Below are 26,650 nucleotides of genomic sequence, written 5' to 3'. Positions count from 1 at the left end.
ACCCGCGCCGCTGAGCAACAGCTTTGAAGGAAACCCGCACTTCTGAAGGACGCCGCAGCACCGAGCGTCCCCCAGAAGCGCAGACGTCCTTCAGAAGTTGTGAGCCTCAGGCCCGGGACATCCCGTAGATCGGCGACTTCGCCTGCTCGGCCTCGTGCTCCGGTCCGAGTGGGATCCCCGTGCGGTCGCGCAGCAGCAGCGTGGCGATCAGGCCGATCACCGTCATCCCCGCCAGGTACCAGGTGATGCCGGTGGTGGAGCCGGTGTTCTGGAAGATCGCCTGTGCGATCATCGGCGAGAACGCGCCGCCCACGATCGCCCCGATGGCGTACGAGATCGACACGCCGGAGAAGCGGATGGATGCCGGGAACAGCTCGGAGTACAGCGCCGCCTGAGGTCCGTACGTGAACCCGAGGCCGATCGTCAGGATCACCAGCGCGGCCGTCAGCGACACGAGCGTGCCCAGGTTCGTCAGGAAGAACAGCAGGAACACGCCGACCAGCTGCACGATCCAGCCGATGATGTAGGTGTTGCGCCGGCCGATCCGGTCGGAGATCCACCCGGCGAACCAGGTGAACAGCAGCCAGGTGACGCCCGAGAGCGCGACCACCCAGAAGACCGCGCCGGTGTCCAGCCCGATCGGGCCGTCGGCGTCGGTGGCGTAGTGCTGCACGTAGCCGCCGGTGGTCATGTAGCCGACGGCGTTGTTACCGGCGAACACCAGCGCGGCCACGATCACGAGGGGAAGGTGGTGGCGCAGCAGCTGGACGATCGGCATCCGCGTCTCGTCCTTGCGCTCGGCGATCTCCTGGAAGACGGGGCTCTCGGACACGCGACGGCGCACCCAGTACCCGACGCCGATCAGCACGATCGAGAGCAGGAACGGGATGCGCCAGCCGATCTGGCCGAACGCGGTGTCGGCGAGCGCGACGTCGGAGCCGGGCTTGGGGCCGGGGAAGATCGTCTCGGTCAGCGCCAGCACCATGGATGCCAGCAGCAGGCCGATCGGCACGCCGATCTGCGGGGAGGCGCCGAACAGGCCGCGCTTTCGCTTGGGGGCGTGCTCGACGGCCATCAGCACGGCGCCGCCCCACTCGCCGCCGGCGGAGATGCCCTGGATGACCCGCAGCAGGATCAGCAGGATGGGAGCCCACACGCCGATGAGCGCGTGCGTGGGCAGGACACCGACCAGCGTGGTCGCCCCTCCCATCAGCAGCAGCGTGAGCACGAGCATCGGCCGTCGGCCGATCTTGTCGCCGAAGTGCCCGGCCAGGAAGGCGCCCAGCGGACGGAACAGGAAGCTGACCCCGACGCTGAAGAACGAGACGATCTGCGCGAAGTCCTTGCCCATGGGTTCGAAGAACAGCGCCGCGAACACCGTGGCGGCCGCGAACGCGTAGATGAAGAAGTCGTACCACTCCACGGTCGTGCCGACCACCGTGGCGAACACCACGCGACGGCGATCCGTCGCGCTCGCGATGGTTCCGGTCGGCGTGAAGCCGTCCGCCTGCTGTCCGGTCATGTCTCTCTCCTTCGAGGTGATGGGGGATCTTCTCTGATGCTTGCCCCGGGACGCAAGGATGATATACGATTTCACATACGACGCACAAGAGGTCCTGTGCGCGAACGCGAGGAGGCGCATCCATGACCGAGATCCCCCGTCCCGGCAAGATCATCGCGGTCCATCTGAACTACCTCTCCCGCGCCGTGCAGCGCGGGCGCACCCCCGCGGCCCCCTCGTACTTCTTCAAGCCGGCCAGCTCCGTCGGCCGCAGCGGCGGCACGGTCGAACGGCCCGCGGGCACCGAGCTGCTCGCGTTCGAAGGCGAGATCGCGCTCATCATCGGCACTGCCGCCCGCCGCGTCGGCGTGGACGAGGCGTGGTCGCACGTCGCGTCGATCACGGCATCCAACGATCTGGGCCTGTACGACCTGAGAGCCGCCGACAAGGGCTCGAACGTGCGTTCCAAGGGCGGCGACGGCTACACGCCGCTCGGCCCCGGGCTGATCGATGCGGCGTCCGTCGACCCGGCCGGTCTGCGCGTGCGCGCCTGGGTGAACGGCGAGCTGCGGCAGGACGACAGCACGGCGGGGCTGCTCTTCCCGCTCCCCCGGCTCGTGGCCGACCTCTCGCAGCACTTCACGCTGGAGCCCGGGGATGTGATCCTGGCCGGCACGCCCGCCGGGTCGAGTGTGATCGTGCCGGGCGACGTCGTCGAGATCGAGGTGGATGCCCCGGATGCCGATGGCGCGCCGACCTCCGGCCGGCTGATCACCACAGTGACGCGCGGCGAGGCGCCCTTCGATCCGGCGCTGGGATCGCTCCCCGCCGTGGACGACCTGCAGCGCGCCGAGGCGTGGGGCTCGCGGGAGGCGGCGGGGCTCTCCGCCGACGACGCTCCCGGCATCTCCCCCGAGCTGCGCGCCAAGCTCGAGGCCGCCCCCACCGCGGGCCTGTCCAGCCAGCTGCGCAAGCGTGGCCTGCACTCCTGCTTCATCGACGGCGTGCACGCGAACATCGCCGGCGCCAAGATCGTCGGCACCGCCAAGACCCTGCGCTTCATCCCCGCCCGCGAGGACCTCTTCAAGAGCCACGGCGGCGGCTACAACGCCCAGAAGCGCGCGTTCGATGCCGTGGGCGAGGGAGAGGTCATCGTGATCGAGGCCCGCGGCGATGCCGGTACCGGCACCCTCGGCGACATCCTGGCCCTGCGCGCCAAGACGCGCGGCGCGGCGGGAGTGGTGACCGACGGCGGCGTGCGCGACGCCGATGCCGTGGCCGAGATCGGCCTTCCGGTGTTCTCGAAGGGCGCCCACCCCTCGGTGCTCGGCCGACGCCACGTGCCGTGGGAGTCCGACGTCGCGATCGCGTGCGGCGGGGCTGCCGTGCAGCCCGGCGACATCATCGTCGGCGACGGCGACGGCGTGATCGTCATCCCGGCGGATCTCGCCGAGGAGGTCGCCGACGCCGCTCTCGCCCAGGAGGACGAGGACGCCTGGATCGCCGAGCAGGTCGCCGCGGGGCATCCGGTGGACGGTCTGTTCCCCATGAACGCGCAGTGGCGGGAGAAGTACGCCCTTCGACAGGCTCAGGGACCGGAGGAAGACAGCGCATGAGCACGCTGGTTCGCGAAGGAAGCAAGTCCGAGCAGGCGTACACCTGGATCCGCGCCCGGATCCATTCGCACGCGTTCGGGCCAGGCTACCGGCTGGTGCTCGGGTCGATCGCCGACGAGCTGGGGATGAGCGTGGTCCCCGTGCGCGAGGCGATCCGCCGGCTGGAGGCCGAGGGCCTGGTCACCTTCGAGCGCAACGTCGGCGCGCACGTCGCCCTGATCGACGAGACCGAGTACGCGCACACCATGCAGACCCTCGGCATCGTCGAGGGAGCGGCCACGGCGCTGTCCGCTCCGCTGCTGGACGCCGACGCGCTCGCCCGCGCCGAGGCGATCAACGAACGGATGAGCCTGCTGCTCGGGCACTTCGACGCGCACACGTTCACCAGACTCAACCAGGACTTCCACTCCGTGCTCTACGAGCCGTGCCCTAACCCGCACGTCCTTGCGCTGGTGCACCGCGGGTGGGCGCGGCTGTCCGGCATCCGTGACTCGTCGTTCTCGTTCGTCCCCGGCCGCGCGCAGCACTCGGTGGACGAGCACACCCGCATCCTCGAGCTGATCCGCGGCGGCGCCGAGCCGCTGGAGATCGAGCTCGCCGCCCGAGACCACCGCTGGCGCACCATGGACGCGTTCCTGGACGCGCGCCACTCCGCCCCCATCGAAGAAGGACGATGATGACCGACGTCTACACTCCGGCCGACCTGCCCGCGAAGATCCAGCACTACATCGACGGCGAGTCCGTCGACTCCCTCGACGGCGACACCTTCGAGGTGCTCAACCCCGTCACCAATGAGGCCTACGTGCACGCCGCCGCCGGCAAGAAGGCCGATATCGACCGCGCGGTGGCCGCCGCGCGACGGGCGTTCACCGAAGGACCGTGGCCGCGGATGCTGCCGCGTGAGCGCTCGCGCGTGCTGCACCGCATCGCCGACATCGTCGAGTCGCGCGACGCGCGCCTGGCGGAGCTGGAGTCCTTCGACTCCGGCCTGCCGATCACGCAGGCGCTGGGTCAGGCCCGTCGCGCCGCCGAGAACTTCCGCTTCTTCGCCGACCTGATCGTCGCCCAGGCCGACGACGCGTTCAAGGTGCCCGGCAAGCAGCTGAACTACGTCAATCGCAAGCCGATCGGCGTCGCGGGGCTCATCACGCCGTGGAACACCCCCTTCATGCTCGAGTCCTGGAAGCTCGGCCCTGCGCTCGCCACCGGAAACACGGTCGTGCTCAAGCCCGCGGAGTTCACGCCGCTGTCGGCGTCGCTGTGGGCGGGGATCTTCGAGGAGGCGGGACTGCCGAAGGGCGTGTTCAACCTCGTCAACGGCCTCGGAGAGGACGCCGGCGACGCGCTGGTGAAGCATCCCGACGTGCCGCTGATCTCCTTCACCGGTGAGAGCTCCACCGGCCAGCTGATCTTCGCCAACTCGGCGCCGTTCCTGAAGGGACTGTCGATGGAGCTGGGCGGCAAGAGCCCGGCGGTGGTGTTCGCGGATGCCGATCTCGACACCGCCGTCGACGCCTGCATCTTCGGCGTGTTCTCCCTGAACGGCGAGCGCTGCACGGCCGGCTCGCGCATCCTCGTCGAGCGGGCGGTCTACGACGAGTTCGTCGAGCGCTTCGCCGCGCTGACCAAGCGGGTGAAGGTGGGGCTGCCGCACGACCCGACCACCGAAGTGGGCGCGCTCGTGCATCCGGAGCACTACGACAAGGTGATGAGCTACGTCGAGATCGGCAAGACCGAAGGCCGCCTGATCGCCGGCGGCGGGCGTCCCGACGAGTTCCCCACCGGCAACTACGTGGCCCCGACCGCGTTCGCGGACGTGGCGCCGGACGCCCGCATCTTCCAGGAGGAGATCTTCGGACCCGTCGTCGCCATCACGCCGTTCGACTCGGATGAAGAGGCGCTGTCGCTGGCGAACAACACGAGGTACGGTCTGGCGGCGTACATCTGGACCGCCGACCTCAAGCGCGCGCACAACTTCGCCGGCGCCGTCGAGGCCGGCATGGTGTGGCTGAACTCGAACAACGTGCGCGACCTGCGCACCCCGTTCGGCGGGGTGAAGGCGTCGGGTCTCGGGCACGAGGGCGGCTACCGCTCGATCGACTTCTACACCGACCAGCAGAGCGTGCACATCACCCTGGGCGCCCCGCACAACCCGGCCTTCGGCAAGCAGGACCTCGATGACCCGGATCCCCGCTGACTCCCCCACATCTGGGTCGCTGAGCCCGTCGAAGCGCCCCACCAGAACACCTGGGTCGCTGAGCCCGTCGAAGCGCCCCACCTCGAAAGCAAGGACGCTGACATGACCGACCATGAAGGAAAGACCCTCACCTCCTCCGGCTTCTACGTGAGCCAGGAAGCGCCGATCGCCTGCGACAACCCCACGCCCACGCCGCAGTCGCCGGCGCCGGACGTGCTGCGCTGCGCGTACATGGAGCTCGTGGTGACCGATCTGGCGGCATCCCGCGAGTTCTACGTCGACATCCTGGGTCTGTACGTGACCGAGGAGGACGACAGCACGATCTACCTGCGGTCCACCGAGGAGTTCATCCACCACAATCTCGTGCTGCGCAAGGGAGACCTCGCCGCGGTCGTGGCGTTCTCGTACCGGGTGCGCACCCCTGAGGATCTCGACCGCGCGGTGGACTTCTTCACCGAGCTCGGCTGCGAGGTGCGCCGGGAGCCGGGCGGCTTCACCAAGGGCATCGGCGACTCGGTGCGTGTGGTCGACCCGCTCGGCTTCCCGTACGAGTTCTTCCACGCCACCGACCACGTGGAGCGGATGTCCTGGCGCTACGACCTGCACGTCCCCGGTGAGCTGGTGCGACTGGACCACTTCAATCAGGTGACCCCCGACGTGCCACGCGCCGTGAAGTACATGCAGGATCTGGGCTTCCGCGTCACCGAGGACATCCAGGACGGGGAGGGCACGGTGTACGCCGCGTGGATGCGCCGCAAGCCCACCGTGCACGACACCGCGATGACCGGCGGCGACGGCCCCCGTATGCACCACGTGTGCTTCGCCACGCACGAGAAGCACAACATCCTCGCCATCTGCGACAAGCTCGGCGCGCTGCGCCGCTCGGACGCCATCGAGCGCGGCCCCGGCCGGCACGGCGTCAGCAACGCGTTCTACCTGTACCTGCGCGACCCCGACGGGCACCGCGTCGAGGTGTACACGCAGGACTACTACACCGGCGACCCGGACAACCCCGTCATCACCTGGGACGTGCACGACAACCAGCGCCGCGACTGGTGGGGAAACCCCGTCGTGCCGAGCTGGTACACGGATGCCTCGCTCGTGCTCGACCTGGACGGCAACCCCCAGCCGGTGCGCGCCCGCACCGACTCCAGCGAGATGGCCGTGACCATCGGCGCCGACGGGTTCTCGTACACCCGGCCCGAGGACGAGGGCGAGATGCCCGAGTGGAAGCAGGGCGAGTACAAGCTCGGACACCAGCTGTGACCCTCCCGGCCGAGACCATCGCCGCGATCGCCGCCGAGCTCGCCGAGGCGGAGCGAACGCGCGGCGTGATGCCGCGGATCACCGCCCGCTATCCGGATGCCACGATCGAGGACTCCTACGCCATCCAGGGCGTGTGGCGCGATGCGCAGCTGGCAGCGGGGCGCACGCTGGTCGGCCGCAAGATCGGGCTCACCTCGAAGGCCATGCAGCAGGCCACCGGGATCACCGAGCCGGATTACGGCGTGATGTTCGACGACACGGTGTACCGGTCGGGTGACGAGATCCCGTTCGATCACTTCTCGAACGTGCGCATCGAGGTCGAACTGGCATTCGTGCTGAAGTCGCCGCTGGAGGGTCCGGGCTGCACGCTCGACGACGCCCTCGCCGCGATCGACTACGCCGTGCCCGCACTGGAGGTGCTCAACTCGCACATCGAGCTGGAGGGCCGCACGATCGTCGACACGATCAGCGACAACGCCGCCTACGGCGCGATGGTGCTGGGCGACGTGCAGCTGCGGCCGGACGAGATCGACCTGCGCTGGGTGCCGGGAGTGCTCTCGCGCAACGGGGAGATCGAGGAGACCGGTGTCGCCGCCGGGGTGCTCGGGCATCCCGCCACGGGCGTCGCGTGGCTGGCGAACAAGTTCCATCAGCACGGCCAGCGGCTGGAGGCCGGAGAGATCATCCTGGCAGGATCGTTCACACGGCCGATGTGGGTCGAGCGCGGCGACGAGGTGCTGTGCGACTACCGGGAGATGGGGACCATCGAATGCCGCTTCAGCTAGCTCCGACCTTCCGCGACCAGCTGGACCGGGCCGACCGCCCGCTGATCGGCATGTGGCTGAGCACGGGCGCTCCCCTGCTCGCCGAGATCTGCGCCGGTTCCGGCGTGGATTGGCTGCTGATCGACATGGAGCACGGCCCGAACACGCTCACCACCGTGCAGCAGCAGCTGCAGGTGATCGCGGCGTACCCGGTCACCACCGTGGTGCGGGTGCCGTTCAACGATGCGGTCGTCATCAAGCAGGTGCTGGATGCCGGTGCGCAGAATCTGCTCGTGCCGATGGTGGCCTCGGCCGACGAGGCGCGCGCGGCGGTGGCCGCCGTGCGCTACCCGCCCCAGGGCATCCGCGGCGTCGGCTCCGCGCTCGCGCGCAGCGCGCGGTGGGGCCGGGTGGCCGGGTACGTGCCGAACGCCTCGCAGACGATCTCGCTGTTCGTGCAGATCGAATCGGCGGATGCCGTGGAGCAGGCCGCCCCGATCGCCGCGGTCGACGGCGTGGACGGCGTGCTCGTGGGACCCGCCGATCTGTCTGCCTCGATGGGGCTGCCAGGCCAGCAGGGGCACCCTGACGTGGTGGCGAGCGTGCACCGGGTGTTCGAGGCGGCTCATGCCGCCGGCAAGAAGGCCGGTGTGAACGCCTTCGATCCGGCCGCCGCCGACGGTTATCTCGAGGCCGGCGCGGACTTCCTCTCCGCGAGCGCCGATGTGACGATTCTCGCGCGCGGCTCCGAGGCGCTCGCATCCCGCTTCATCCCCGCATCCGCCCCCTCTTCTGACACGTACTGACGGTCTCCTTCCACGCTTCGAGGAGCGAGAACGGCTCTCCAAACGCTCGATTCACAGCCGATTGCGCTCCTCGAACGAGAATCCCCGCCTGTGGATAACCGGATGCCACCATCGGGGCCCGACAGAGTGGGGGGTATGGAGAACGAACCGCTGCCGAGCGAGCTGGGCCGGGCGTTCGCCGTTCGGACCGCGAGAGCGCACGGCGTCGGGCGCGGTCGCCTGCGCAGCGCGGACCTGCGCGCCCCGTTCCACGGCGTGCGGGTGCAAGGGGAAGCCGCAGGGATCGACGAATCGCTGGATCCCTACGAACGGCAGCGCCGCGCCAGGGTGGCGCGAGCACGTGACTACGCCCCGCGCCTGCACGGCGGCCACTTCTTCAGCCATCAGACCGCCGCGTCGATCTGGGGCGCTCCTCTCCCCCTGGAGATCGACGACTTCGGGCGCCCGGCGGCCCTGGAAGACCTCGAACTGCATGTCTGCGCGCGCGGAGCGCTACCCCTGCCCCGGGCGTCGGGAGTGACGGGTCACCGCACTCTCGACAGTCTCACCTCGGTCCGCATGCACGACGATCTGAGGGTGTCGTCCCCGGCTGCGACATGGGTGTCGCTCGGCACGCTCTCGGTGGTTCAGCTGGTCGCGCTGGGCGACTACTTCTGCCGGCAGTGGCGTCAGGGCGTCGGCCGTCTCGATGCCGGGCGGCCGCCGCTGACCACGACCGGCGAACTGCGCAATGCGATCAATGCCGGCCGCCGACGCGGAGCGGCGCGGCTGCGCACCGCGGTCGAGCTGATCCGCGAGGACTCCTGGTCACCGCGTGAATCGCAGGTCCGCTGTCTGCTGGTGCAGGCGGGTCTGCCCGAACCCGATCTCAATGTCGACGTCTTCGACGAGGCCGGCCGGTTCATCGGATGCGTCGACATGGCCTATCCCGAACAGCGGGTGATCGTGGAGTATCACGGCGTGCAGCACGGTCAGCAGTGGGCCCGGGACGTCGAACGGGCAGCCGCGCTGCGCGCCGCCGGCTGGACGATCATCGAAGTGACCTATCCGCTTCTCGACGATCCTCGCCGTCTGATCCGCCGCGTGGCCGCAGCACTGCGACGGTGACGCGTTCGAGGAGCGCAAATGGTTCCCGAAACCGTGAATCCACAGCCATTTGCGCTCCCTGAACCGGGGAGGAAGGTCAGCCGCGGGCGAGGGTGAGGAATCTGTCGACGAGCCGGTCGGCGAGGTCTGCCGGTACCGGATCGGGCGAGAGCAGAGCGGCCGCGTAGATCGGCACCAGCACGATCTCGGCCAGATCGCCGGCACTCAGTACGGCCTCGCCCCTCGCCGCCGCGCGATCCAGCATCACCTGCAGCACGCGCAGCCGACCCTGCCAGAGCTCGGCGGGGATGCGTCCGCTGCGCACGCCGACCAGCAGTGCGGACAGGAACGGCGACCGACCGGGCTCGTGCGCGTTGAGGGTGGCGATCACCTCGCGCGCCCACACGCGCAGCTCCGCCCTCAGGTCGCCGGCATCCGGCGGTGTCGGGCTCTCGTCGTTGAGCCTGTCGATGGCGAGGTCAGCCAGCAGCCCCGGCATCCCTCCCCATCGGCGATGCAGGGTGGAGCGATTCACGCCCGAGCGCTCGGCCACCTCTGCGGCCGTGATCTCGTCGAGCGGCTTCTCTGTCATCAGCGCGGCCACTGCGGCGAGCGCCGCCTCGCGGACGCGCGCGCTGCGTCCGCCCATGCGTTCGGTCACGGAGTCGATGGGCATAGCGCCACACTAACGCATCTGATGTTGCATTAACAGCATCACGGGTTCTACTCTTAACGCAACAACTGATGCCTTAAGGAGCGAACATGCAGGATTCTCCCCGCCGGTGGTGGATGCTCGGCGTCCTCATTCTCAGCCTGCTGGTCGTGCAGCTGGACACGATGATCCTCGGCGTCGCGGTGCAGCGGCTCTCCGCCCCGCGACCGTCCGGACTCGGCCTCACCCAGGGCGAGCTGCTGTGGGTGCTCAACGCGTACACGCTCGTGCTGGCCGGCAGCCTGCTGGCGGCGGGAACCATCGCCGACCGCTTCGGACGGCGACGGATGCTGCTGGTCGGTCTGGTGCTGTTCGGCGGCGGCTCGCTGCTGTGCGCCTTCGCTCCGAGCGGGGACGTGCTCACCGGCGGTCGTGTTGCGCTCGGCATCGCGGCGGCCGTGATCACCCCGACCACGCTGGCGATCATCGCGGACGTGTTCTCCGACGCCGAACGACCTCGAGCGATCGGCATCTGGTCGGGCGGGGTCGGGGCGGCCATCGCGCTGGGCCCCGTGGTCGGCGGGCTGCTGCTGGATCACTTCTGGTGGGGCTCGATCTTCCTGATCAACGTTCCCATCGTGTCCGTGGCCATCGCGGTGATCCCCGCCCTCACCCCGGAGTCGCGGGCTGCGAATCCGAAGCGCATCGACGTCATCGGAATCCTGCTGTCGATGCTGGGCATGGTGCTGGTGATCGACGGGCTGATCGCCGGTGGCGACTCCGGCGACTGGATGGCGCCTCAGGTGTGGGCGCCCCTGCTGGGCGGGATGCTGGTGCTCGTGCTGTTCGTCGGCTGGGAGAGGCGTGCGCCTTCGCCGCTGCTGGAGCTCGCGTGGTTCCGGCGCCGGGAGTTCTCGGCATCGATCGCCGTGATGACCGTCGCGTTCTTCACCATGCTGGGCTCCATGTTCCTGCTCTCGCTGTACCTTCTCGTGCTGCGCCGCTTGGACGTGCTCGCCGTCGGCCTGCTGCTGCTGCCGCTCGCCGCCGCGCAGCTGGTGCTCTCGGGTCGGACCCCGGCCTGGTCGAAGCGCCTCGGGCACAGCACGACGGCAGCACTGGGCATGCTCATCCTGGCTGCTTCCTTCGCGGCCCTCTCCTTCGCCGACACCTCGACGCCGCTGTGGTGGATCGAGATCCCGCTGGCACTGATCGGCGCGGGCATCGCGTTCGTGATGCCCGCCGCATCCGCCTCGGTGATGGGTGCCGTGCCGCGAGAGCAAGCCGGCTCGGCGTCCGCCACCAGCAACGCGTTCCGGCAGCTGGGCGGAGCGCTCGGCTTGGCGGTGCTCGGCGCCGCCCTCAGCGCGGCGTACCGCGAGCAGATGGCGCCGCACCTCGGCGCCCTGCCCGAGGGCGTGCGCGATGCCGCCGCGGGCTCACTGCAGGTCACGCAGGCCGTGCTCGAAGAATCGGATCCGCACGTCGCGGCGAGCGTCCTCCCGTTCGCCGAGCAGTCCTTCGTGAGCGGACTCCATTCGGCCGCGCTCGTCGCGGCCGGCGTCGCGCTGTTCGGTGCACTCGTCGCTCTGATCGCTCTGCCGCGCCGGCGCGGGCGTGCACCTCTGCGCTCGGAACCCGCCCGGGCCGCCGGGGACCGCCGGAACATGATTTGATGAGCGGATGCATTGCACTCGGAATCGAGGATGACACCCCACGGCGCACCCGCACGCTCCGCGTTCGGCGACCGCAACTTCCGCTGGTTCTTCCTGGCACGGGCCATCACCCTGGTCACGGGATCGATGTCGTCGATCGCGCTGGCCTTCGCCGTGCTGCAGATCGACAACCATCCGGTCAGCCTCTCGCTGGTGCTCACGGCCTTCACCGTGGCGAACATCGTGTTCGTGCTGTTCGGCGGCGTGGTCGCCGATCGGCTCCCTCGCGCGCTGGTGATCCAGGCGTGCTACGTGCTGGACATCGTCTCGATCGGAACCATCGCCTATCTGTTGTTCACCGCGACCGCCACGATCCCGGTCGTCGTGGGCCTGGCTGCCGTCAACGGCGCGTCGACCGCGTTCGTGCTGCCCGCCATGCAGGGCATCATCCCGCAGCTGACGACCCCCGCTCATCTGCAGCAGGCCAACGCGATGCTGTCCTTCGTGCGATCGGCGGTCACGATCGGCGGGCCTGTGATCGCCGGCATCCTGGTGACGACCGTCGGCCCCGCCTGGGCGATGGTGGTGCAGGTCGCCGGGTGGGTCGCCGCCATCCCCATCCTCGCCATGGTGAAGCTGCCCCCGCCTGCGGGCGACGGCCGCTTCTCGCTGTTCGCCGACCTGCGCATCGGATGGACGGAGTTCTGGGGCCGGTCGTGGCTGGTCGCAGTGGTGCTCGCGTTCATGATCATGAACGCGATCCACGTGGGTGCATGGGGTGTGGTGGGCCCGTACATCGCCAAGAACGACGAGCGTCTCGGCATCGCCGGCTGGGGCTGGGTGGTCAGCGCGGAGGGCGCGGGCGTGCTGCTGATGACCCTGTTGCTGATGTGGTTCCCCCTGAAGCGGCCGCTGCGGATGGGGATGATCGGGATCAGCCTGTTCGCCCTGCCGCTGACGATGCTCGGCATGCACCCGGTCGTGGTGCTCGTCGCCATCGCGGCGTTCCTGGCCGGGGCGGGTGCGGAGGTGTTCAGCACCGGGTGGAACGTGGCGATGATGGAGAACGTCCCCACCGACAAGCTCAGCCGCGTCTCCAGCTACGACATGCTGGGGAGCTTCGTCGTGATGCCGATCGGCACGCTCGTGTACGGCTGGCTGATCACGCGCGCCGATCCGGCGGTGGTGCTCGTCACCTCCGGCATCCTGTACGCGCTCATCGCGATCGGCACCGCCGCGGTCCCCAGCGTCTGGCGCATGGGACGCGCTGAGGGCTCCACGGCCGCCCGCGCCGAGAGCACGCCATAGCGACCTCACAACCCGTGCTTTGGCAGTGCACAGCATCCGGGGCCAGACTGGGTCCATGACCTTCGAGACGCTGCGGGCACTCGCCGACCGGGCCGCGCTGTTCACCGCACTCCGCCAGGACCAGCTGCGCTCCGCGACCGAGGCGCTCGGCGAGCACCGCTGGGACGTGGACCTGGCTGCGGGCGGGTTCACGTTCACCTCCACCGAGCACGCCGACCGCACTCTCGCCGCGACGCCGCACCTGCTCGCCTCCATCGCCCCCGGACCCCGCTCTCTGATCTGGTCGTGGGCCCTCCCCCAGGGCGACCGCTCCGGCATCACCGAGAAGCTGAGGGCGTATGGCGCCGAGCACGGCATCGCCGAGCTCACCGAGGGCGAGGTCGCCTTCCCGGAGGACACCGGCGACGACATCGGGCAGTGGGTCGATGATCTCGCGCACGCGGTGGCCGGCGCCGCGGTGGAGATCACCGGACGCTCGCCGTACTACTCCGCCCCCGCCGGCGGCGCACGGGCCGTGCTGCTGCTGGATGCCCCGATCGAACCGCTCACCGTCGCGGCGGCGGTGACCGCGCTCCCCCGCATCCTGACCGGACTCGACCTCGCCGATCCGCGGGCGTCGGTGTGGGATCTCGGACGGCTGGCCGGCTGGCAGCTGCAGTGGGGCGACGAGTCGTTCTCGACGGCGACGCTGTCGGATGCCACGGGCTCGGCGCGCTTCCGCTTCGACGAGTACGCACGGATCACCGGCATCGACGGGTCGCTGGCCGGCGCCTGAGAGGCTCCGCACGCACTCTCGCGCTCAGTCCGCTGATCCCCGATACCCCGGGGCTCGGGGTCAACCCAGGCTGCGCACTTCGTCTCGTTGCGCTCGCTCAGCCGCCTCGACGACGTTGGTCATCAGCAGCGCCACGGTCATCGGACCCACGCCCCCGGGGTTCGGGGAGAGGAAGCCCGCGACGCCCGCGACATCCGGATGCACGTCGCCGTGCACCTTCGACTTGCCGGTCTCGGCATTCGTCTCCCGCGTCACGCCCACGTCCAGCACGGCAGCGCCGGGCTTCACATCGGATGCCTTGATCAGGTGCTTCACGCCGGCGCCGGCCACGATCACGTCGGCCTCGCGCAGGTACGGCGTCATGTCGGGCGTGCCGGTGTGCACCTGCGTGACGGTGGCGTTGATCTCCCGACGGGTGAGCAGCAGCCCGATCGGGCGGCCGATCGTGACTCCGCGACCGACGACGACGACGTGCTTGCCTGCCAGGTCGTAGTCGTTGCGCACCAGCAGTTCGATCACCCCTCGCGGAGTGCACGGCAGGGGCGTGTGGATCGGCCCGTTCACGTTCAGCACCAGGCGACCGAGGTTGGTCGGATGCAGCCCGTCGGCGTCCTTGGCGGGGTCGATCCGCTCCAGGACGGCGTCGGTGTCGAGGTGCTTCGGCAGCGGCAGCTGCACGATGTAGCCGTGGCAGGACGGATCGGCGTTGAGCTCGTCGATCACGGCCTCGACCTCTGCCTGCGTGGCGTCAGCCGGCAGCTCGCGCTGGATCGAGTTCATCCCGATCGACTCGGACTGACGGTGCTTCATGCCGACGTACAGCTGCGAGCCCGGGTCGGCGCCCACGAGCACCGTGGCGATGCCGGGCACGACACCGCGCTCGCGCAGCGCCGCGACGCGCTCGGCCAGCTCGTTCTTGATCTCGGCCGCAGCGGCCCTGCCGTCGAGGATCCTCGCGGTCACTGCTGCAGGCCCGGGTACAGCGGGAAGGCCTCGGCCAGGGCATCCACGCGGGCGCGCAGCGCCTCGATGTCCGCGCCGGGCTGCAGGGCGAGGGCGATCACGTCGGCGACCTCGGTGAACTCCGCGTCGCCGAAGCCGCGGGTCGCGAGCGCGGGCGTGCCGATGCGCAGCCCCGAGGTGACCATCGGCGGGCGCGGGTCGTTCGGCACGGCGTTGCGGTTCACGGTGATGTGGATCTCGTGCAGCAGGTCCTCGGCCTGCTTGCCGTCGATCTCCGCGTCACGCAGGTCGACCAGCACCAGGTGCACGTCGGTTCCACCGGAGCGCACCGCGATGCCGGCATCCTTCACATCCGGCTGCGAGAGGCGCTCGGCGATGATCTTCGCACCCGACAGCACCCGCTGCTGGCGCTCGGTGAACTCGGGCGTCGCCGCGAGCTTGAACGCGGTGGCCTTCGCCGCGATCACGTGCATGAGCGGGCCGCCCTGCTGGCCCGGGAACACGGCCGAGTTGAGCTTCTTGGCGATGTCGGCGTCGTTGGTGAGGATGAAGCCCGAACGGGGACCGCCGATGGTCTTGTGCACGGTCGACGAGACGACGTGCGCGTGCGGCACCGGGTTCGGGTGCAGCCCGGCGGCCACCAGGCCGGCGAAGTGCGCCATGTCCACCCACAGCAGTGCGCCGACCTCGTCGGCGATGGCGCGGAAGGCGGCGAAGTCGAGGGTGCGCGGGTAGGCGGACCAGCCGGCGATGATCACCTTCGGCTTGTGCTCGAGGGCGAGGGCGCGCACCTCGTCCATGTCGATCGTCGAGGTCTCGGGGTCGACGCCGTACGCGACGATGTTGTACAGCCGGCCTGAGAAGTTGATCTTCATGCCGTGCGTGAGGTGCCCGCCCTGGTCGAGCGAGAGGCCCAGCAGCGTGTCGCCGGGGCGGGCGATCGCGTGCAGCACGGCGGCGTTCGCGGATGCGCCGGAGTGCGGCTGCACGTTGGCGAACTCCGAGCCGAACAGCGCCTTGGCCCGCTCGATGGCCAGCGACTCGGCGACGTCGACCTCTTCGCAGCCGCCGTAGTAGCGGCGCCCCGGGTAGCCCTCGGCGTACTTGTTCGTGAGCACCGAGCCCTGCGACTGCAGCACCGAGACGGGCACGAAGTTCTCGGAGGCGATCATCTCGAGGTACGTGCGCTGGCGGTTCAGCTCGCGCTCGAGCACCTCGGCGATCTGGGGGTCGACCTCGGCGAGCGGGGCGTCGAAGTAGCGGTCGGTCATGGCGGTCTCCTGTTCACACGGGGAAAGAGGTGTTCCACATCGGCCCAGGCGCGCGGTCGAATCCATGTGAGGCCGCTCCCCGGTGGTGACCCACCCAGACGCCAGTCGCGACGGGAAAAGCTTAGCGGATGCGGATGATGCGGATCCACGCGCCACGGCGCGTGACCCCGGGCACGGTAGGTTTTGTTCATGGTCCTTCCTGATTCGCTGCCGCTCGTTCCCGCACCGGTCTCCGCACTGCCGGGCGAGGGCCTGCTCCCGCTCGCGTCCGATGTCGCCGTGACGGGTGATCCCGCGGCCGCGGCCCTGCTCATCGACCTGGTGGCCGCGCGCACCGGCATCCGTCTCCCCGCCTCCGGCGACGAGCACGGAGGCGTGGTGCTCGGCATCGACCCGAGGACCGGTCCGGCCGAGGGGTACCGTCTCGCCGTCGCCGACGCGATCGAGGTCGTCGGGTCGGATGCCGCGGGGCTCGCCCACGGCATCCGCACGCTGCTGCAGCTGCTGACCACCGACGATGCGGGGCGCTGGGCCTGGCGGCGTGCCACGGTCGCCGACGCTCCGCGCTTCGCCTACCGCGGCGTGATGCTCGACGTCGCCAGGCGCTTCTTCCCCGTCGACGAGGTCAAGCTCGTGATCGACCGGGCCGCCGCCCTGAAGTTCAACCACCTGCATCTGCACCTCAGCGACGATCAGGGCTGGCGCATCCACATCGACGCCTGGCCGCTGCTCTCGCAGCGCGCATCGACGGCGAGCGCCATGAGCCCCGCCCGCAGCGGATCGACCCAGGGCGGCTGCTACAGCAAGGACGACTACCGGGAGATCGTCGCGCACGCCGCGTCGCGCCACGTCACGATCGTGCCGGAGATCGACATGCCCGGGCACACGCATGCGATCGGCGTGGCGTACCCGGAACTGGTCGAGGCGCCCGTGATGAACGACGCGCTGCTCGCCGACGCCGAGCGCCTGGGGCAGGCGCTCCCCCGGGCCGGCGAGCCGTACACCGGATGGGGCGTCGGCCACTCCAGTCTGCGCATCCATCAGACGCGCACCTACGAGTTCGTGCGCGACGTGCTGACCGAACTGGCCGAGCTGACCCCCGGACCGTACCTGCACATCGGCGGCGACGAGTCGCTGGGCACCTCCGCCGAGGACTTCTCGACCTTCATCCAGCGCGCGACGGCGATCGTGACCGACCTGGGCAAGACGCCGATCGCCTGGCACGAGGCCGGCGCCGCCGAGGTCGCACCCGGCACGGTCGGCCAGTACTGGGGCGCGCTGGAGCCCACCGTCACGCACGCCGCCCACGCCGCGCAGTTCGTGCGGCGCGGCGGGTCGCTGATCCTCTCGCCCTCGGACGCCGCGTACCTCGACATGAAGTACGACTCCGGCTTCCCGCTCGGACTCGACTGGGCTGGCACCGTGGGGCTGCGCCGCGCCTACGAGTGGGAGCCGGCAGAACTGCTCGAGGTCGCCCCGGACGCGATCGCCGGCGTCGAGGCCGCGCTGTGGACCGAGAGCGTCGGCAGCCTGGCCGATGCGGAGCAGCTGATGTACCCGCGGATCGCCGCCGCCGCCGAGATCGCGTGGTCCACGCGCGACACCCGCAGCTGGGACGGTTTCCGCGAGAGACTAGGGGCACTGGCGCCGGCCTGGCGAGCCGACGGCATCCGCTTCCACCCCGTCGCCGAGATCGATTGGACCGACCGATGATGCCCTGCACCGACTTCCGCGGATCCCGGGTGATCCACTCCGTGCGCATCGTCGACGGCGACGGATCGGTTACCGAGGACGGCTGGGTGCGCTTCGAGGACGGCCTGGTCGCCGCACGGGGCAGCGGTGCGGACTGGACGGATGCCGACGACGTGATCGACGCGGTCGCCGTCGCCGGCACGGATGCCGTGCTCACACCCGGCTTCATCGACATCCACGGTCACGGCGGCGCGGGCGCCGCGTACGACGACGGGGCCGACGCCATCCGCACCGGCCGCGACATGCACCGCTCGCACGGCACGACCCGCGCCGTGATCTCGCTGGTCACCGCGCCTGTCGACGACCTGGCCGGCGAGGTGGCGCTGGTCGCCGATCTGATGCAGACGGATGCCGGGATCCTCGGCAGCCACCTGGAAGGACCGTTCCTCGACCCCGGACACCATGGCGCCCACGAGCCGTCGCTGCTGCGGCATCCGGAGCACGCCGACGTCGCCCGTCTGCTGGAGGCGGGCCGGGGGACGGTGCGTCAGGTGACCGTGGCTCCCGAACTGCCCGGCGGCCTGGAGGCGGTGCGCCAGATCGTGGCATCCGGCGCCACCGTCGCCGTCGGCCACACCGACGCCGATGCGGACACCGCCCGTCGGGCGTTCGAGGCCGGCGCCACGATCCTCACCCACGCGTTCAACGCCATGAACGGCATCCATCACCGCGCTCCGGGCCCGGTGCTGGTGGCGGCCGCCGATCACCGGGTCGTCCTGGAGGGCATCGCCGACAACTTCCACCTGCATCCGGCCGTGATCAAGCTGCTCTTCGACGCCGCTCCCGGCCGGGTGGCCCTGATCACCGACGCGATGGCCGCGGCGGGCAGCGCGGACGGGCACTACGACCTGGGCGCCGTGAAGGTGACGGTCAAGGACGGCATGGCCCGTGCCGACGACACCGGCTCGATCGCGGGTTCCACGCTGACGCAGGATGTCGCGCTCCGCCGGGCGGTCGAGGCGGGCGTGCCGATCGGCGAGGCCGTGCGGGCGCTGACCGCGACCCCCGCCGCCGCCGTCGGCTTCGGCGAGACGCTGGGGCTGCTGCAGTCCGGTCGGGTGGCGGATGCCGTGCTGCTGAGCGCCGCGCTCGGCGTGCACGGCGTGTGGGTGGGCACCGCGCCGACGCGCTGAGGCTGCCTGCGATGTGCCGAGATGAGCGACGACGAGGAGATCGGGGCCGCCGCACTGTCCCCCGCGTCGGCGGCCCCATCCTCGAGCTGACCGTCCCGGGGCTCCTCCCCCGAGGTCCCGGACGGTCGTTTCCAGCGATTCCCCAAGCACCGGACCCGACACGCCGCCCCCCGGTGGCGTGTCGGGCACGCTCTACGAGAAGAGACGTGCGGCGGCCGGATTCATTACGCGGGTTCCGCAGAAATCTTTCGGGATGGTCGTGGATGCTGTGGGCCGGTTCGCGTCAGGGCTGGTCAGCGGATCGATTTCGGGTGAGAATGGATAAGACGCGTGATGATTCCTCTCTTCATGCGTCTCTTCCTGTGAGGGATGCCCCGTTCGCCGTGAGAGCATCCCTGCAGACCGGATGAAGGACGAAGTGGACGAGCAGGACACCGGAACGCCAGCCGTGGCTGACGCCGACCTCGTGCTGCGCACCCGATCGGGTGACGCGGACGCGTTCGGTGAACTCTGGCGACGCCATTACCGCTCGGGCATGACGGTCGCCCGCTCGATCACCTCCTCCATCGACGCCGACGACCTGGTGCAGGAGTCGTACGCCCGCATCTACCAGGCGATCCTCAAGGGCGGCGGCCCGAACGGCTCGTTCCGCGCCTATCTGTTCACCAGCATCCGCAACACCGCGGCCGCGTGGGGACGCGCACGACGCGAGACCACGCTCGATGAGCTCGAGACCGTCGCCGATCCCGCCAGCAGCGAGGCCGCAGCCGATGAGCAGCTGGATCGCAGCCTCACCGCGCAGGCGTTCCGCTCCCTGCCCTCCCGCTGGCAGGAGGTGCTCTGGTACTCCGAGATCGAGCAGCTCAAGCCGGCGGCGATCGGCACGCTGCTCGGCATGAGCGCCGGGGCCGTGTCCCAGCTCACCTTCCGCGCACGCGAGGGGCTGCGCGAGGCATGGATCCAAGCGCATCTGCGCAGCGTCGGCGAGGGATCCGAGTGCCAGTGGACCATCGAGCATCTGGGAGCGTATGCGCGCGGCAACCTCGGCGTCCGCGCGCAGCAGCGCGCCGACCGGCACCTGCAGGAGTGCGCACGGTGCATGATCGTCGCCGCTGAGGCGAAGGACGTCTCCAGTCGCCTGGCGCTGGTGCTCCTGCCGCTCGTGCTCGGCGTGACCGGCGCCTCGGGCTATCTCGCGGCGCTGCAGGGCGGCGGTGCGCCGATCGTCGCGCTGGCCGCGATGCCCTCCAGCGTCGTGCACGGCGCCGTGACCGTGGGCCCGGCTGCGAGCGGCGGTGCGGTGCACGCAGCAGGCGGTTCGCACGCGGCCGGCACCGGAGGCGGCGCGAGTGGCGCGGCCGGCGGTGCGGGCGCCGGCGTGGCAGGCTCCGGCGTCGGAGGCGCCGGTCTCTCCGGCATCGGCGCGCTGGTCGGCGCGGGTTCTGCGGCTCTGGTCGTCGCCGGCGTCGTGGCCGCGGTGGCGGTGATGCCGTCGGTGTTCGGCGGATCGCCCGTCACCTCGCTGCCGAGCGCGGCCGAGGCCGAGCCGTCGTCCATCTCCTCGGCGGAGGTCACGCCGGATTCCACGATGTCCGCGGACGATCCGATGGTCATCGACGTCGGCGACCCGGCGCCTCCGACGCCCAAGAGCAGCCCGGACGTCGACGAGCCGGTCGATGCGACCGAACCTCCGCAGAACGCCGAGGTCGTGCTCCCGCCGGAGCCCGAGTTCGAGCCATCACCGGCACCGGAGCCGCCCGCCGAGCCTTCGCCCGAGCCCGAGGACCAGACCGATGAGGGGTCCCCCGCTCCCGATCCGGGTACGAGCGACCCGGACACGGGAACGACCGACCCGGGAACGACCGACCCGGGGACGACCGACCCGGCACCGGATCCGGACGAGGGAATCACCGACCCCGATCCGGGCACGACCGACCCTGACACGGGAATGACCGACCCGGCGCCCGATCCCGACGAGGGAACGACCGACCCCGACGAGGGAACCACGGACCCGGATGAGGGGACCACGGACCCGGACGAGGGAACCACGGACCCGGATGAGGGAACCACGGACCCGGACGAGGGAACCACGGACCCCGACGACGACGCCACAGAGCCCGGCGACGACGCCACGGAGCCCGACGACGGCACGACCGATCCCGTGGAGTCCCGCCCGCTCACGTGGGGCTCGGTCTCGACCTGGTTCGAGGGATCCACGACGCATTACAGCCTTCCGATCCAGGGCACCCCGGGTGCGACAGTTCAGGCGTGGATGGATGGCGAGGCCGGTGGCGATGACGAGATCGTGCTGGACGACCAGGGCAAGGGCGTGGTCGACCTGCGGCCGTCCTTGGAGCAGGCGTTCGTCACCTCCCTTGGACTCCGGTACGTGATCGACGGGGTTCCCGGCGAGTGGACAGAGCTGCAAGTTGTGCTGCTCGGCATCGGGACGACACCACCCGCTGAGGAAGGCTCGGCCACGCCCGGGGACGAGACGCCGGCCCCCGATGCCGACACCGATCCTGATGCCGATGAGCCGGAGCAGACCACGCCGGGCGACGCCGCAGACGCTCCCGCAGACGAGCCATCGACCACCGATGACCCGGCCCCGACGGACGACAGCAGCACGGACTCGGCCGGCACGGACTCGGCCGGCACGGAGGCGGCCGGCACTGCGTCGGCCGGCACCGATCCGGCCGATACCGGCTCGACGGATGCCGATGCGGCCGACACCGCTCCCGCAGACGCAGGCGACGCCTCTGCATCCGAAGGGCTCTCGGCCTCGGGCGAGGACGACGACCAGGCCACCCCGGCGGATGGCGACGCGACCGCCGAATAGACTTGAGGCATGTCGCAGGATCCCGTCGTCACCCCCGGCGTGAACCGCCGCCCTCTCACCGCGCTGGACATCATCCGCGTGCTCGTGCTGCTGGCCGCGCTGGTCACTTTCGCGCTGTGGGGGCTCGCCGCGTGGCCGATGCCCTGGAGCATCGTGATGGGCATCGGCGCCCCGGTCGTCGCACTCGTGGTGTGGGCGCTGTTCCTCTCTCCGCGCGCCGTGCTGCACCTGCATCCGTTCCTGCGGGCGCTGGTCGAGCTGCTGATCTACGCGGCCGTCACGCTGGCGTGGTGGTCGCTCGGCCACGCGTGGGTCGGCCTGGCCTTCGCCGCGGTGGCCGTCACCGCCGGCGTGATCGCCGGACGCCGCACCGTCGTATGAGCGCCCTCGAGCGCCTGCGCGACGAGCTCGGCGACATCGTCGACACCACCGCCGCGACGCTCGAAGCCGCCCGCGCCGATCGCAGCGGCCAGCGCTCTGCGGGCCGGCCGCTGGCGGTGGTGCACGCACGCACCGCCGACGACGTGCAGCGCACCCTGCGCATCGCCTCGGCGACCGGCACGAGCGTCGTCGTGCGCGGCGCTGGCACCGGACTCGCCGGAGCCGCGAACGCCGGCCCGGGTCAGATCGTGCTGTCCACCGCGCACATGGACCGCCTGCTCGAGGTGCGCGCCGACGACCTGCTGGCCGTCGTCGAACCCGGCATCCTGAACGCGCGGCTGAACACCCTGCTGGCCGAGCACGGCGTGTGGTGGGCGCCCGACCCGGCCAGCCGCGACATCTCGACCGTCGGCGGGAACATCGCCACCGGCGCCGGCGGGCTGCTGTGCGCGAAGTACGGCGTGGTGCGCGATGCCGTTCTCGGCCTCGATCTGGTGCTGGCCGATGGACGGATGCTGCACCTCGGACACCGCACGGTCAAGGGCGTCACGGGGCTCGACCTCACCTCGCTCGCGATCGGCTCCGAGGGTCGACTGGGCGTCATCGTCGGAGCGACGCTCAAGCTGCGCCGGCTCGTGGAGGGCGCCGGCTGCACGATCGCCGCGTCGTTCGCATCGGTGCGCGAGGCCGCTGTCGCATCGGCGGCCGTCACCGCCGCCGGCGTGCAGCCGGCGATCATGGAGCTGATGGACGCCGGTTCCCTGGCGGCCGTGCACGACCTGCTCGACCTGCCGGCGCCGGCCGCGGGCACCGCGCAGCTGACCATCCAGACCGACGGGCCGGCGGCTCGCGATGAGGCTGAGCGCATCGCCACCGTGCTCACCGCGTCCGGCGGCACCGTGCGGATGACGCAGGACCCCGCCGAGGGCGAGCGGCTGCTCGCGATCCGCCGGTCGATGCATCCGGCGATGGCGGCACTGGGCACCACGCTGATCGAGGATGTGGCCGTGCCGCGCAGCGCGATGCCCGCGATGTTCGACGAGATCGCCCGCATCGAACGCGAGTACGGCATCCGCATCCCCACCGTCGCGCACGCCGGCGACGGCAACCTGCATCCGAACTTCATCTTCGACGGCGAGCAGGTTCCCGACGCGATCTGGGATGCCGCCGGTGCCCTGTTCCGCGCGGCCATCCGGCTCGGCGGCACCCTCACCGGTGAGCACGGCATCGGCACGCTCAAGAGCCGCTGGCTGGCCGAGGAGCTCGGCGACGACCAGTGGCAGCTGCAGCGCGACATCGTGCGCGTGTTCGACCCGCAGGGGATCCTGAACCCCGGGAAGGTGTTCGCCGATGCCTGACATCCGCGTCAGCGCCGCCGTGATCGTCGACCGATCGGGCCGTGTGCTCGTGGTCCGCAAGCAGGGCACCACGCGCTTCATGCAGCCCGGCGGCAAGCCGGAGCCCGGCGAGACCGCCGCGCAGACGCTGATCCGCGAGCTCGACGAGGAGCTGTCGCTGCGTGTCGACGAGTCCGCGCTGGAGCCGCTGGGCACCTTCGTCTCGGCGGCCGCGAACGAACCGGGGCATCGCGTGATCGCGGACGCGTTCGCGCTGCGAGCGGAGCCGGAGGATGTCGTCGTGCAGGCGGAGCTGGCCGAGCTGCGCTGGCTCGAGCGGGGCGACCGCACGAGCGTGCCGCTCGCCCCGCTCAGCGAGGAGCACCTGCTGGCGTTCGCCTGGCGCTGACCCGCCCTGCCGCGATCAGAGTCCCTGCCAGGCCGGCTTGTTCGCGTAGGCGTACCGGTAGTAGTCCGCGAGCTTCAGCTTCGAGGCCGCGGCCTCGTCGACGACCACCGTCACGTGCGGGTGAAGCTGAACAGCCGACGCGGGCACCATCGCACTGACCGGCCCCTCCAGCGCGGCCGCCACGGCGGCGGCCTTGCCCTCGCCGAATGCCAGCAGCACCAGATGGCGCGCCCGCAGGATCGTGCCCAGGCCTTGGGTGATGCAGTGCTGCGGAACGTCGTGGATCGACTCGAAGAACCGGGCGTTGTCCTGGCGGGTCCGCTCGGTGAGGGTCTTGATCCGGGTGGTGGATGCGAACGACGAGCCCGGCTCGTTGAAGCCGATGTGCCCGTCGGTGCCGATGCCCAGGATCTGCAGGTCCACGCCGCCGGCGGCGGCGATGGCGGCGTCGTAGTCGTCGCCGGCGTGCTGCACCGTCTCCACCGCGCCGTCGGGCACCCGGATCAGCTCGGGGTCCAGCCCGAGCGGCTCGATCACCTCGCGCGTGATCACCGACCGGTAGCTCTCGGGGTGGGCGGGGTCGATGCCGACGTACTCGTCGAGTGCGAAACCGCGCACGTGCGATACGTCATGTCCGCGGAGCCGCTCGCGCAGCGCCCGGTACACCGGCAGCGGCGTGGAGCCGGTCGCGAGTCCGAGCACCGGCTCGGCCACCGCGTCGATGAGGCGCACGATCTCATCCGCGACCAGCGCACCGGCGGCGTCCTTGTCGGCGGTGATGACGACTTCAGCCATGGGTGATCTCCTCGTGTCGGGCGACGGTCTCTGCGGGTGCAGAGCCCAGCAGGGCGGCCCCGATGGCCGCCACCGGCGAATCAGCCGGAAGCATCTCGATCCTCTCATCGAGCCGCAGCGATCGAAGGAACGCGGACGACGCCGCCTCCTCCTGCTGCCGGGCGCGGATGCCGGGGACGATGCGGTCGGCGAGCGCGCTGAGCCCGCCGCCGATCACCACCGTCTCGACGTCGGCGGCCAGCACCAGTGCGCGCACCGCGGCTGCGACGCCGCGGAACAGGTCCTCGCGCAGAGCGGATGCCGCGGCGTCGCCGGCGTCCGCGGCATCCAGCATGTCCGTGACAGGGAACTCGGCGTCCGCGCCCCACGCGCGGGCGAGCGCCCCGCCGCCGCAGAGCGTCTCGATGCAGCCCCGCTGACCGCAGCCGCAGACGCGGCCGGCGGGATCCACCACCAGGTGACCGATCTCGCCGGCCGTGCCGCGCGCGCCGCGCCAGATGCGCCCCTCGACGATGAGTCCGGCAGCCACGCCCGTGCCGAGGTTCAGATAGGCCAGCGGCTCGCGGCTCTCCCGCAGCGAGGCGGCGCCGAGCGCTGCGGCCTTGACGTCGTTCTCGACGAAGCACGGCGCCCCGGTCGCCAGCGCCACGCGATCGGCGACGTCCAGGGACTGCACTCCCAGGTTCACGGCGTGCAGCACCCGCCCGCTCTCGGCGTCGACCAGACCGGGGATGCCGATGCCGATCGACTCCACCGCGGTCAGCGGCGGCAGTTCCGCACGCAGTGCCATGACCGCTTCGAGCACGCCGGCGATGACGCCATCCGCTCCCCACTCGGTGCCGATGCGCACCGTCGCGCGGGTCGCACCGTACTCGTCCAGGGCGATGCCCGCGGTCTTGGTGCCGCCGACGTCGAGACCGATCCGCACACCGGCGGCCGTCACGACACGCCCAGCTGCGCGGAGAGCACGCTGACGGCGGCGCCGCGTTCGACGATGTCGCTCTGCCGGCTCAGCCGGATCGCCACATCGGCGAAGACACCCTCCAGCGTGCGCTCGTGCAGGGCTCGCGTCGCGGCCTCCAGGAACACTCCGCCGAACAGCTCCCCGGGTCCGGCGATCACCACCTCCGCCAGATCGAGTGCGGCCACGATGAGCGCCACGGCCACGCCCAGGCGCGTACCGGCATCAGTCAGGATCTCGTCGCGTCTCTCCGGGGACGCGGCCGTCGCGGCTGTGAGCCGGGGGACGTTGACCCATGCCTCCAGGCATCCGATCCGTCCGCAGGCGCAGCGCGGTCCCCCGTCGGTGCCGATGACGACGTGGCCGATCTCGCCTGCCGCGAAGCGCGCCCCGATCAGCGCACGCCCCCCGGTGATCACACCCGCGCCCACGCCCTTGCCGATGCGGATGAGCATGACATCGGCCTGCGCGTCGCCCAGGGTGTACTCGGCCAGGAGCGCCGCGTTGGCGTCGTTGCCGACCAGAACGGGAAGCCCGAGGTCGGCGCCCATCCGATGCTCGAGCGGGAAGTCGTGCCAGGAGAGGTTGGGAGCGCTGAGGATGACGCCATCCGAGCGCACGACGCCGGGGCTGCCGACCCCCACTCCGAGCAGGGGACGGGTCGCGGCCGCCACGAGTTCGCGGGCGAGCTGCAGCGCAGCGCGGTAGGCCTCTTCGGCACCGAGTTCGGCCGCGACCGGCAGCGACCGCTGCACGAGGCGCGTGCCGTCCAGGTCGAGCACGGCGCCGGCGAAGACCTCTGTTCCGGAGAGGTCGATCCCGATGATCTGGTGACCCTCGCGATCGATGTCGACCATGATCGGCGGTTTGCCGGGGCCCGCCGACTCACGGATGCCGAGTTCGCGGATGATGCCGTCGGCGATCGATTCGGCCACCAGATCGGAGATGGTCACCCGCGTCAGTCCGGTCTCGCGGGCGAGATCCGCCCGGCTCATCGCACCGCCGTGGTACAGCGTCTGCAGCACCAGAGCGCGGTTGTGCGCGCGCGCCTGCTCCGGCAGCACCTTCGCGGCGGGGCGCAGCCGCTGCCCGGGACCGCGCGCGGCGATCTCACCGAGGGGCGACTGCGCGCCGTGTGACGAAACCATATTTGTTAGTACACCTTACGAACCGCCTGGAGCGC

23 protein-coding genes are annotated in these 26,650 nt (G+C 70.7%); 16 read left to right on the top strand and 7 right to left on the bottom strand.

Annotated features, from left to right (window positions below; translation table 11 throughout):
• Positions 1-106 precede the first annotated feature (106 nt).
• Positions 107-1,522 (bottom strand): MFS transporter, encoded by a 1,416-nt coding sequence (locus Q9R19_RS02635; RefSeq protein WP_311254795.1) that lies wholly within the window; start codon positions 1,520-1,522, stop codon positions 107-109.
• 122 nt (positions 1,523-1,644) lie between these two features.
• Here Q9R19_RS02635 and Q9R19_RS02630 point away from each other — a divergent pair, with 122 nt between their 5' ends.
• The 7 genes from Q9R19_RS02630 (at position 1,645) to Q9R19_RS02600 (ending at position 9,257) form a co-directional block, all read left to right on the top strand.
• A complete protein-coding gene (locus Q9R19_RS02630) occupies positions 1,645-3,117 on the top strand; it encodes a fumarylacetoacetate hydrolase family protein (protein ID WP_311254794.1) in 1,473 nt (490 codons plus the stop codon).
• The gene (locus Q9R19_RS02625; RefSeq protein WP_311254793.1) at positions 3,114-3,794 is read left to right on the top strand and encodes a GntR family transcriptional regulator; all 681 of its coding nucleotides are present in this window, start codon (positions 3,114-3,116) and stop codon (positions 3,792-3,794) included. The genes Q9R19_RS02630 and Q9R19_RS02625 overlap by 4 nt, the downstream gene beginning before the upstream one ends.
• Complete coding sequence (gene hpaE / locus Q9R19_RS02620; protein ID WP_311254792.1) at positions 3,794-5,314, top strand: 5-carboxymethyl-2-hydroxymuconate semialdehyde dehydrogenase; 1,521 nt, start codon at positions 3,794-3,796, stop codon at positions 5,312-5,314. Before Q9R19_RS02625 ends, hpaE begins: the two co-directional genes overlap by 1 nt.
• A gap of 102 nt (positions 5,315-5,416) precedes the next feature.
• Positions 5,417-6,580 carry a 3,4-dihydroxyphenylacetate 2,3-dioxygenase gene (gene hpaD, locus Q9R19_RS02615; RefSeq protein WP_311254791.1) on the top strand — a complete coding sequence of 388 codons (1,164 nt, stop codon included), beginning with the start codon at positions 5,417-5,419 and terminating at the stop codon, positions 6,578-6,580.
• Positions 6,577-7,365: a fumarylacetoacetate hydrolase family protein gene (locus tag Q9R19_RS02610; RefSeq protein WP_311254790.1), complete on the top strand. Its 789-nt coding sequence runs from the start codon at positions 6,577-6,579 to the stop codon at positions 7,363-7,365. The genes hpaD and Q9R19_RS02610 overlap by 4 nt, the downstream gene beginning before the upstream one ends.
• The gene (locus tag Q9R19_RS02605; RefSeq protein ID WP_311254789.1) at positions 7,350-8,150 is read left to right on the top strand and encodes an HpcH/HpaI aldolase/citrate lyase family protein; all 801 of its coding nucleotides are present in this window, start codon (positions 7,350-7,352) and stop codon (positions 8,148-8,150) included. The genes Q9R19_RS02610 and Q9R19_RS02605 overlap by 16 nt, the downstream gene beginning before the upstream one ends.
• A gap of 135 nt (positions 8,151-8,285) precedes the next feature.
• Entirely contained in the window at positions 8,286-9,257 is a 972-nt protein-coding gene (locus tag Q9R19_RS02600; protein WP_311254788.1) for a DUF559 domain-containing protein, read from the top strand.
• 76 nt (positions 9,258-9,333) lie between these two features.
• Here Q9R19_RS02600 and Q9R19_RS02595 read toward each other — a convergent pair whose 3' ends face one another.
• Positions 9,334-9,912, bottom strand: a complete 579-nt coding sequence (locus Q9R19_RS02595; protein ID WP_311254787.1) for a TetR/AcrR family transcriptional regulator C-terminal ligand-binding domain-containing protein — start codon at positions 9,910-9,912, stop codon at positions 9,334-9,336.
• Positions 9,913-9,998: 86 nt separating this feature from the next.
• Between Q9R19_RS02595 and Q9R19_RS02590 the strand changes: the two genes are divergently transcribed.
• Genes Q9R19_RS02590 through Q9R19_RS02580 form a run of 3 tightly spaced genes read left to right on the top strand, consistent with a single transcriptional unit; the run spans position 9,999 to position 13,626 of the window.
• Positions 9,999-11,564: an MFS transporter gene (locus Q9R19_RS02590; RefSeq protein WP_311254786.1), complete on the top strand. Its 1,566-nt coding sequence runs from the start codon at positions 9,999-10,001 to the stop codon at positions 11,562-11,564.
• 30 nt (positions 11,565-11,594) lie between these two features.
• The gene (locus Q9R19_RS02585) at positions 11,595-12,851 is read left to right on the top strand and encodes an MFS transporter (RefSeq protein ID WP_311254785.1); all 1,257 of its coding nucleotides are present in this window, start codon (positions 11,595-11,597) and stop codon (positions 12,849-12,851) included.
• Positions 12,852-12,906: 55 nt separating this feature from the next.
• Complete coding sequence (locus Q9R19_RS02580; protein WP_311254784.1) at positions 12,907-13,626, top strand: DUF6882 domain-containing protein; 720 nt, start codon at positions 12,907-12,909, stop codon at positions 13,624-13,626.
• Between the two features lie 60 nt (positions 13,627-13,686).
• On the opposite strand, the gene Q9R19_RS02575 is transcribed toward Q9R19_RS02580, so the two are convergent.
• Together Q9R19_RS02575 and glyA are read right to left on the bottom strand one after the other, a co-directional pair.
• Positions 13,687-14,589 (bottom strand): bifunctional methylenetetrahydrofolate dehydrogenase/methenyltetrahydrofolate cyclohydrolase, encoded by a 903-nt coding sequence (locus Q9R19_RS02575; protein WP_311254783.1) that lies wholly within the window; start codon positions 14,587-14,589, stop codon positions 13,687-13,689.
• The gene (gene glyA / locus Q9R19_RS02570; RefSeq protein WP_311254782.1) at positions 14,586-15,860 is read right to left on the bottom strand and encodes a serine hydroxymethyltransferase; all 1,275 of its coding nucleotides are present in this window, start codon (positions 15,858-15,860) and stop codon (positions 14,586-14,588) included. Before glyA ends, Q9R19_RS02575 begins: the two co-directional genes overlap by 4 nt.
• 189 nt (positions 15,861-16,049) lie before the next feature.
• Between glyA and Q9R19_RS02565 the strand changes: the two genes are divergently transcribed.
• The 6 genes from Q9R19_RS02565 (at position 16,050) to Q9R19_RS02540 (ending at position 23,711) form a co-directional block, all read left to right on the top strand.
• Positions 16,050-17,573, top strand: coding sequence for a family 20 glycosylhydrolase (locus Q9R19_RS02565; protein WP_311254781.1), 1,524 nt, complete (start codon positions 16,050-16,052; stop codon positions 17,571-17,573).
• On the top strand, positions 17,570-18,745 hold the full coding sequence (locus tag Q9R19_RS02560) for an N-acetylglucosamine-6-phosphate deacetylase (protein ID WP_311254780.1): 1,176 nt from the start codon (positions 17,570-17,572) through the stop codon (positions 18,743-18,745). The genes Q9R19_RS02565 and Q9R19_RS02560 overlap by 4 nt, the downstream gene beginning before the upstream one ends.
• Positions 18,746-19,151: 406 nt before the next feature.
• On the top strand, positions 19,152-21,584 hold the full coding sequence (locus tag Q9R19_RS02555) for a sigma-70 family RNA polymerase sigma factor (protein WP_311254779.1): 2,433 nt from the start codon (positions 19,152-19,154) through the stop codon (positions 21,582-21,584).
• Positions 21,585-21,593: 9 nt separating this feature from the next.
• Positions 21,594-21,965 carry a YrdB family protein gene (locus Q9R19_RS02550; protein ID WP_311254778.1) on the top strand — a complete coding sequence of 124 codons (372 nt, stop codon included), beginning with the start codon at positions 21,594-21,596 and terminating at the stop codon, positions 21,963-21,965.
• The gene (locus Q9R19_RS02545; RefSeq protein ID WP_311254777.1) at positions 21,962-23,323 is read left to right on the top strand and encodes an FAD-linked oxidase C-terminal domain-containing protein; all 1,362 of its coding nucleotides are present in this window, start codon (positions 21,962-21,964) and stop codon (positions 23,321-23,323) included. Before Q9R19_RS02550 ends, Q9R19_RS02545 begins: the two co-directional genes overlap by 4 nt.
• Complete coding sequence (locus Q9R19_RS02540) at positions 23,316-23,711, top strand: NUDIX domain-containing protein (protein WP_311254776.1); 396 nt, start codon at positions 23,316-23,318, stop codon at positions 23,709-23,711. Before Q9R19_RS02545 ends, Q9R19_RS02540 begins: the two co-directional genes overlap by 8 nt.
• A 15-nt stretch (positions 23,712-23,726) precedes the next feature.
• Here Q9R19_RS02540 and nagB read toward each other — a convergent pair whose 3' ends face one another.
• Genes nagB through Q9R19_RS02525 form a run of 3 tightly spaced genes read right to left on the bottom strand, consistent with a single transcriptional unit; the run spans position 23,727 to position 26,615 of the window.
• Entirely contained in the window at positions 23,727-24,506 is a 780-nt protein-coding gene (gene nagB / locus Q9R19_RS02535) for a glucosamine-6-phosphate deaminase (protein WP_311254775.1), read from the bottom strand.
• A complete protein-coding gene (locus Q9R19_RS02530; RefSeq protein WP_311254774.1) occupies positions 24,499-25,449 on the bottom strand; it encodes an ROK family protein in 951 nt (316 codons plus the stop codon). Before Q9R19_RS02530 ends, nagB begins: the two co-directional genes overlap by 8 nt.
• Positions 25,446-26,615: an ROK family transcriptional regulator gene (locus Q9R19_RS02525; protein WP_311254773.1), complete on the bottom strand. Its 1,170-nt coding sequence runs from the start codon at positions 26,613-26,615 to the stop codon at positions 25,446-25,448. Before Q9R19_RS02525 ends, Q9R19_RS02530 begins: the two co-directional genes overlap by 4 nt.
• Positions 26,616-26,650: the final 35 nt, after the last annotated feature.

Origin of the sequence: Microbacterium sp. ARD32 (genome assembly GCF_031844385.1) — a bacterium.
Taxonomy (GTDB): domain Bacteria; phylum Actinomycetota; class Actinomycetes; order Actinomycetales; family Microbacteriaceae; genus Microbacterium.
This window is presented reverse-complemented; position numbering and strand designations above follow the sequence as displayed.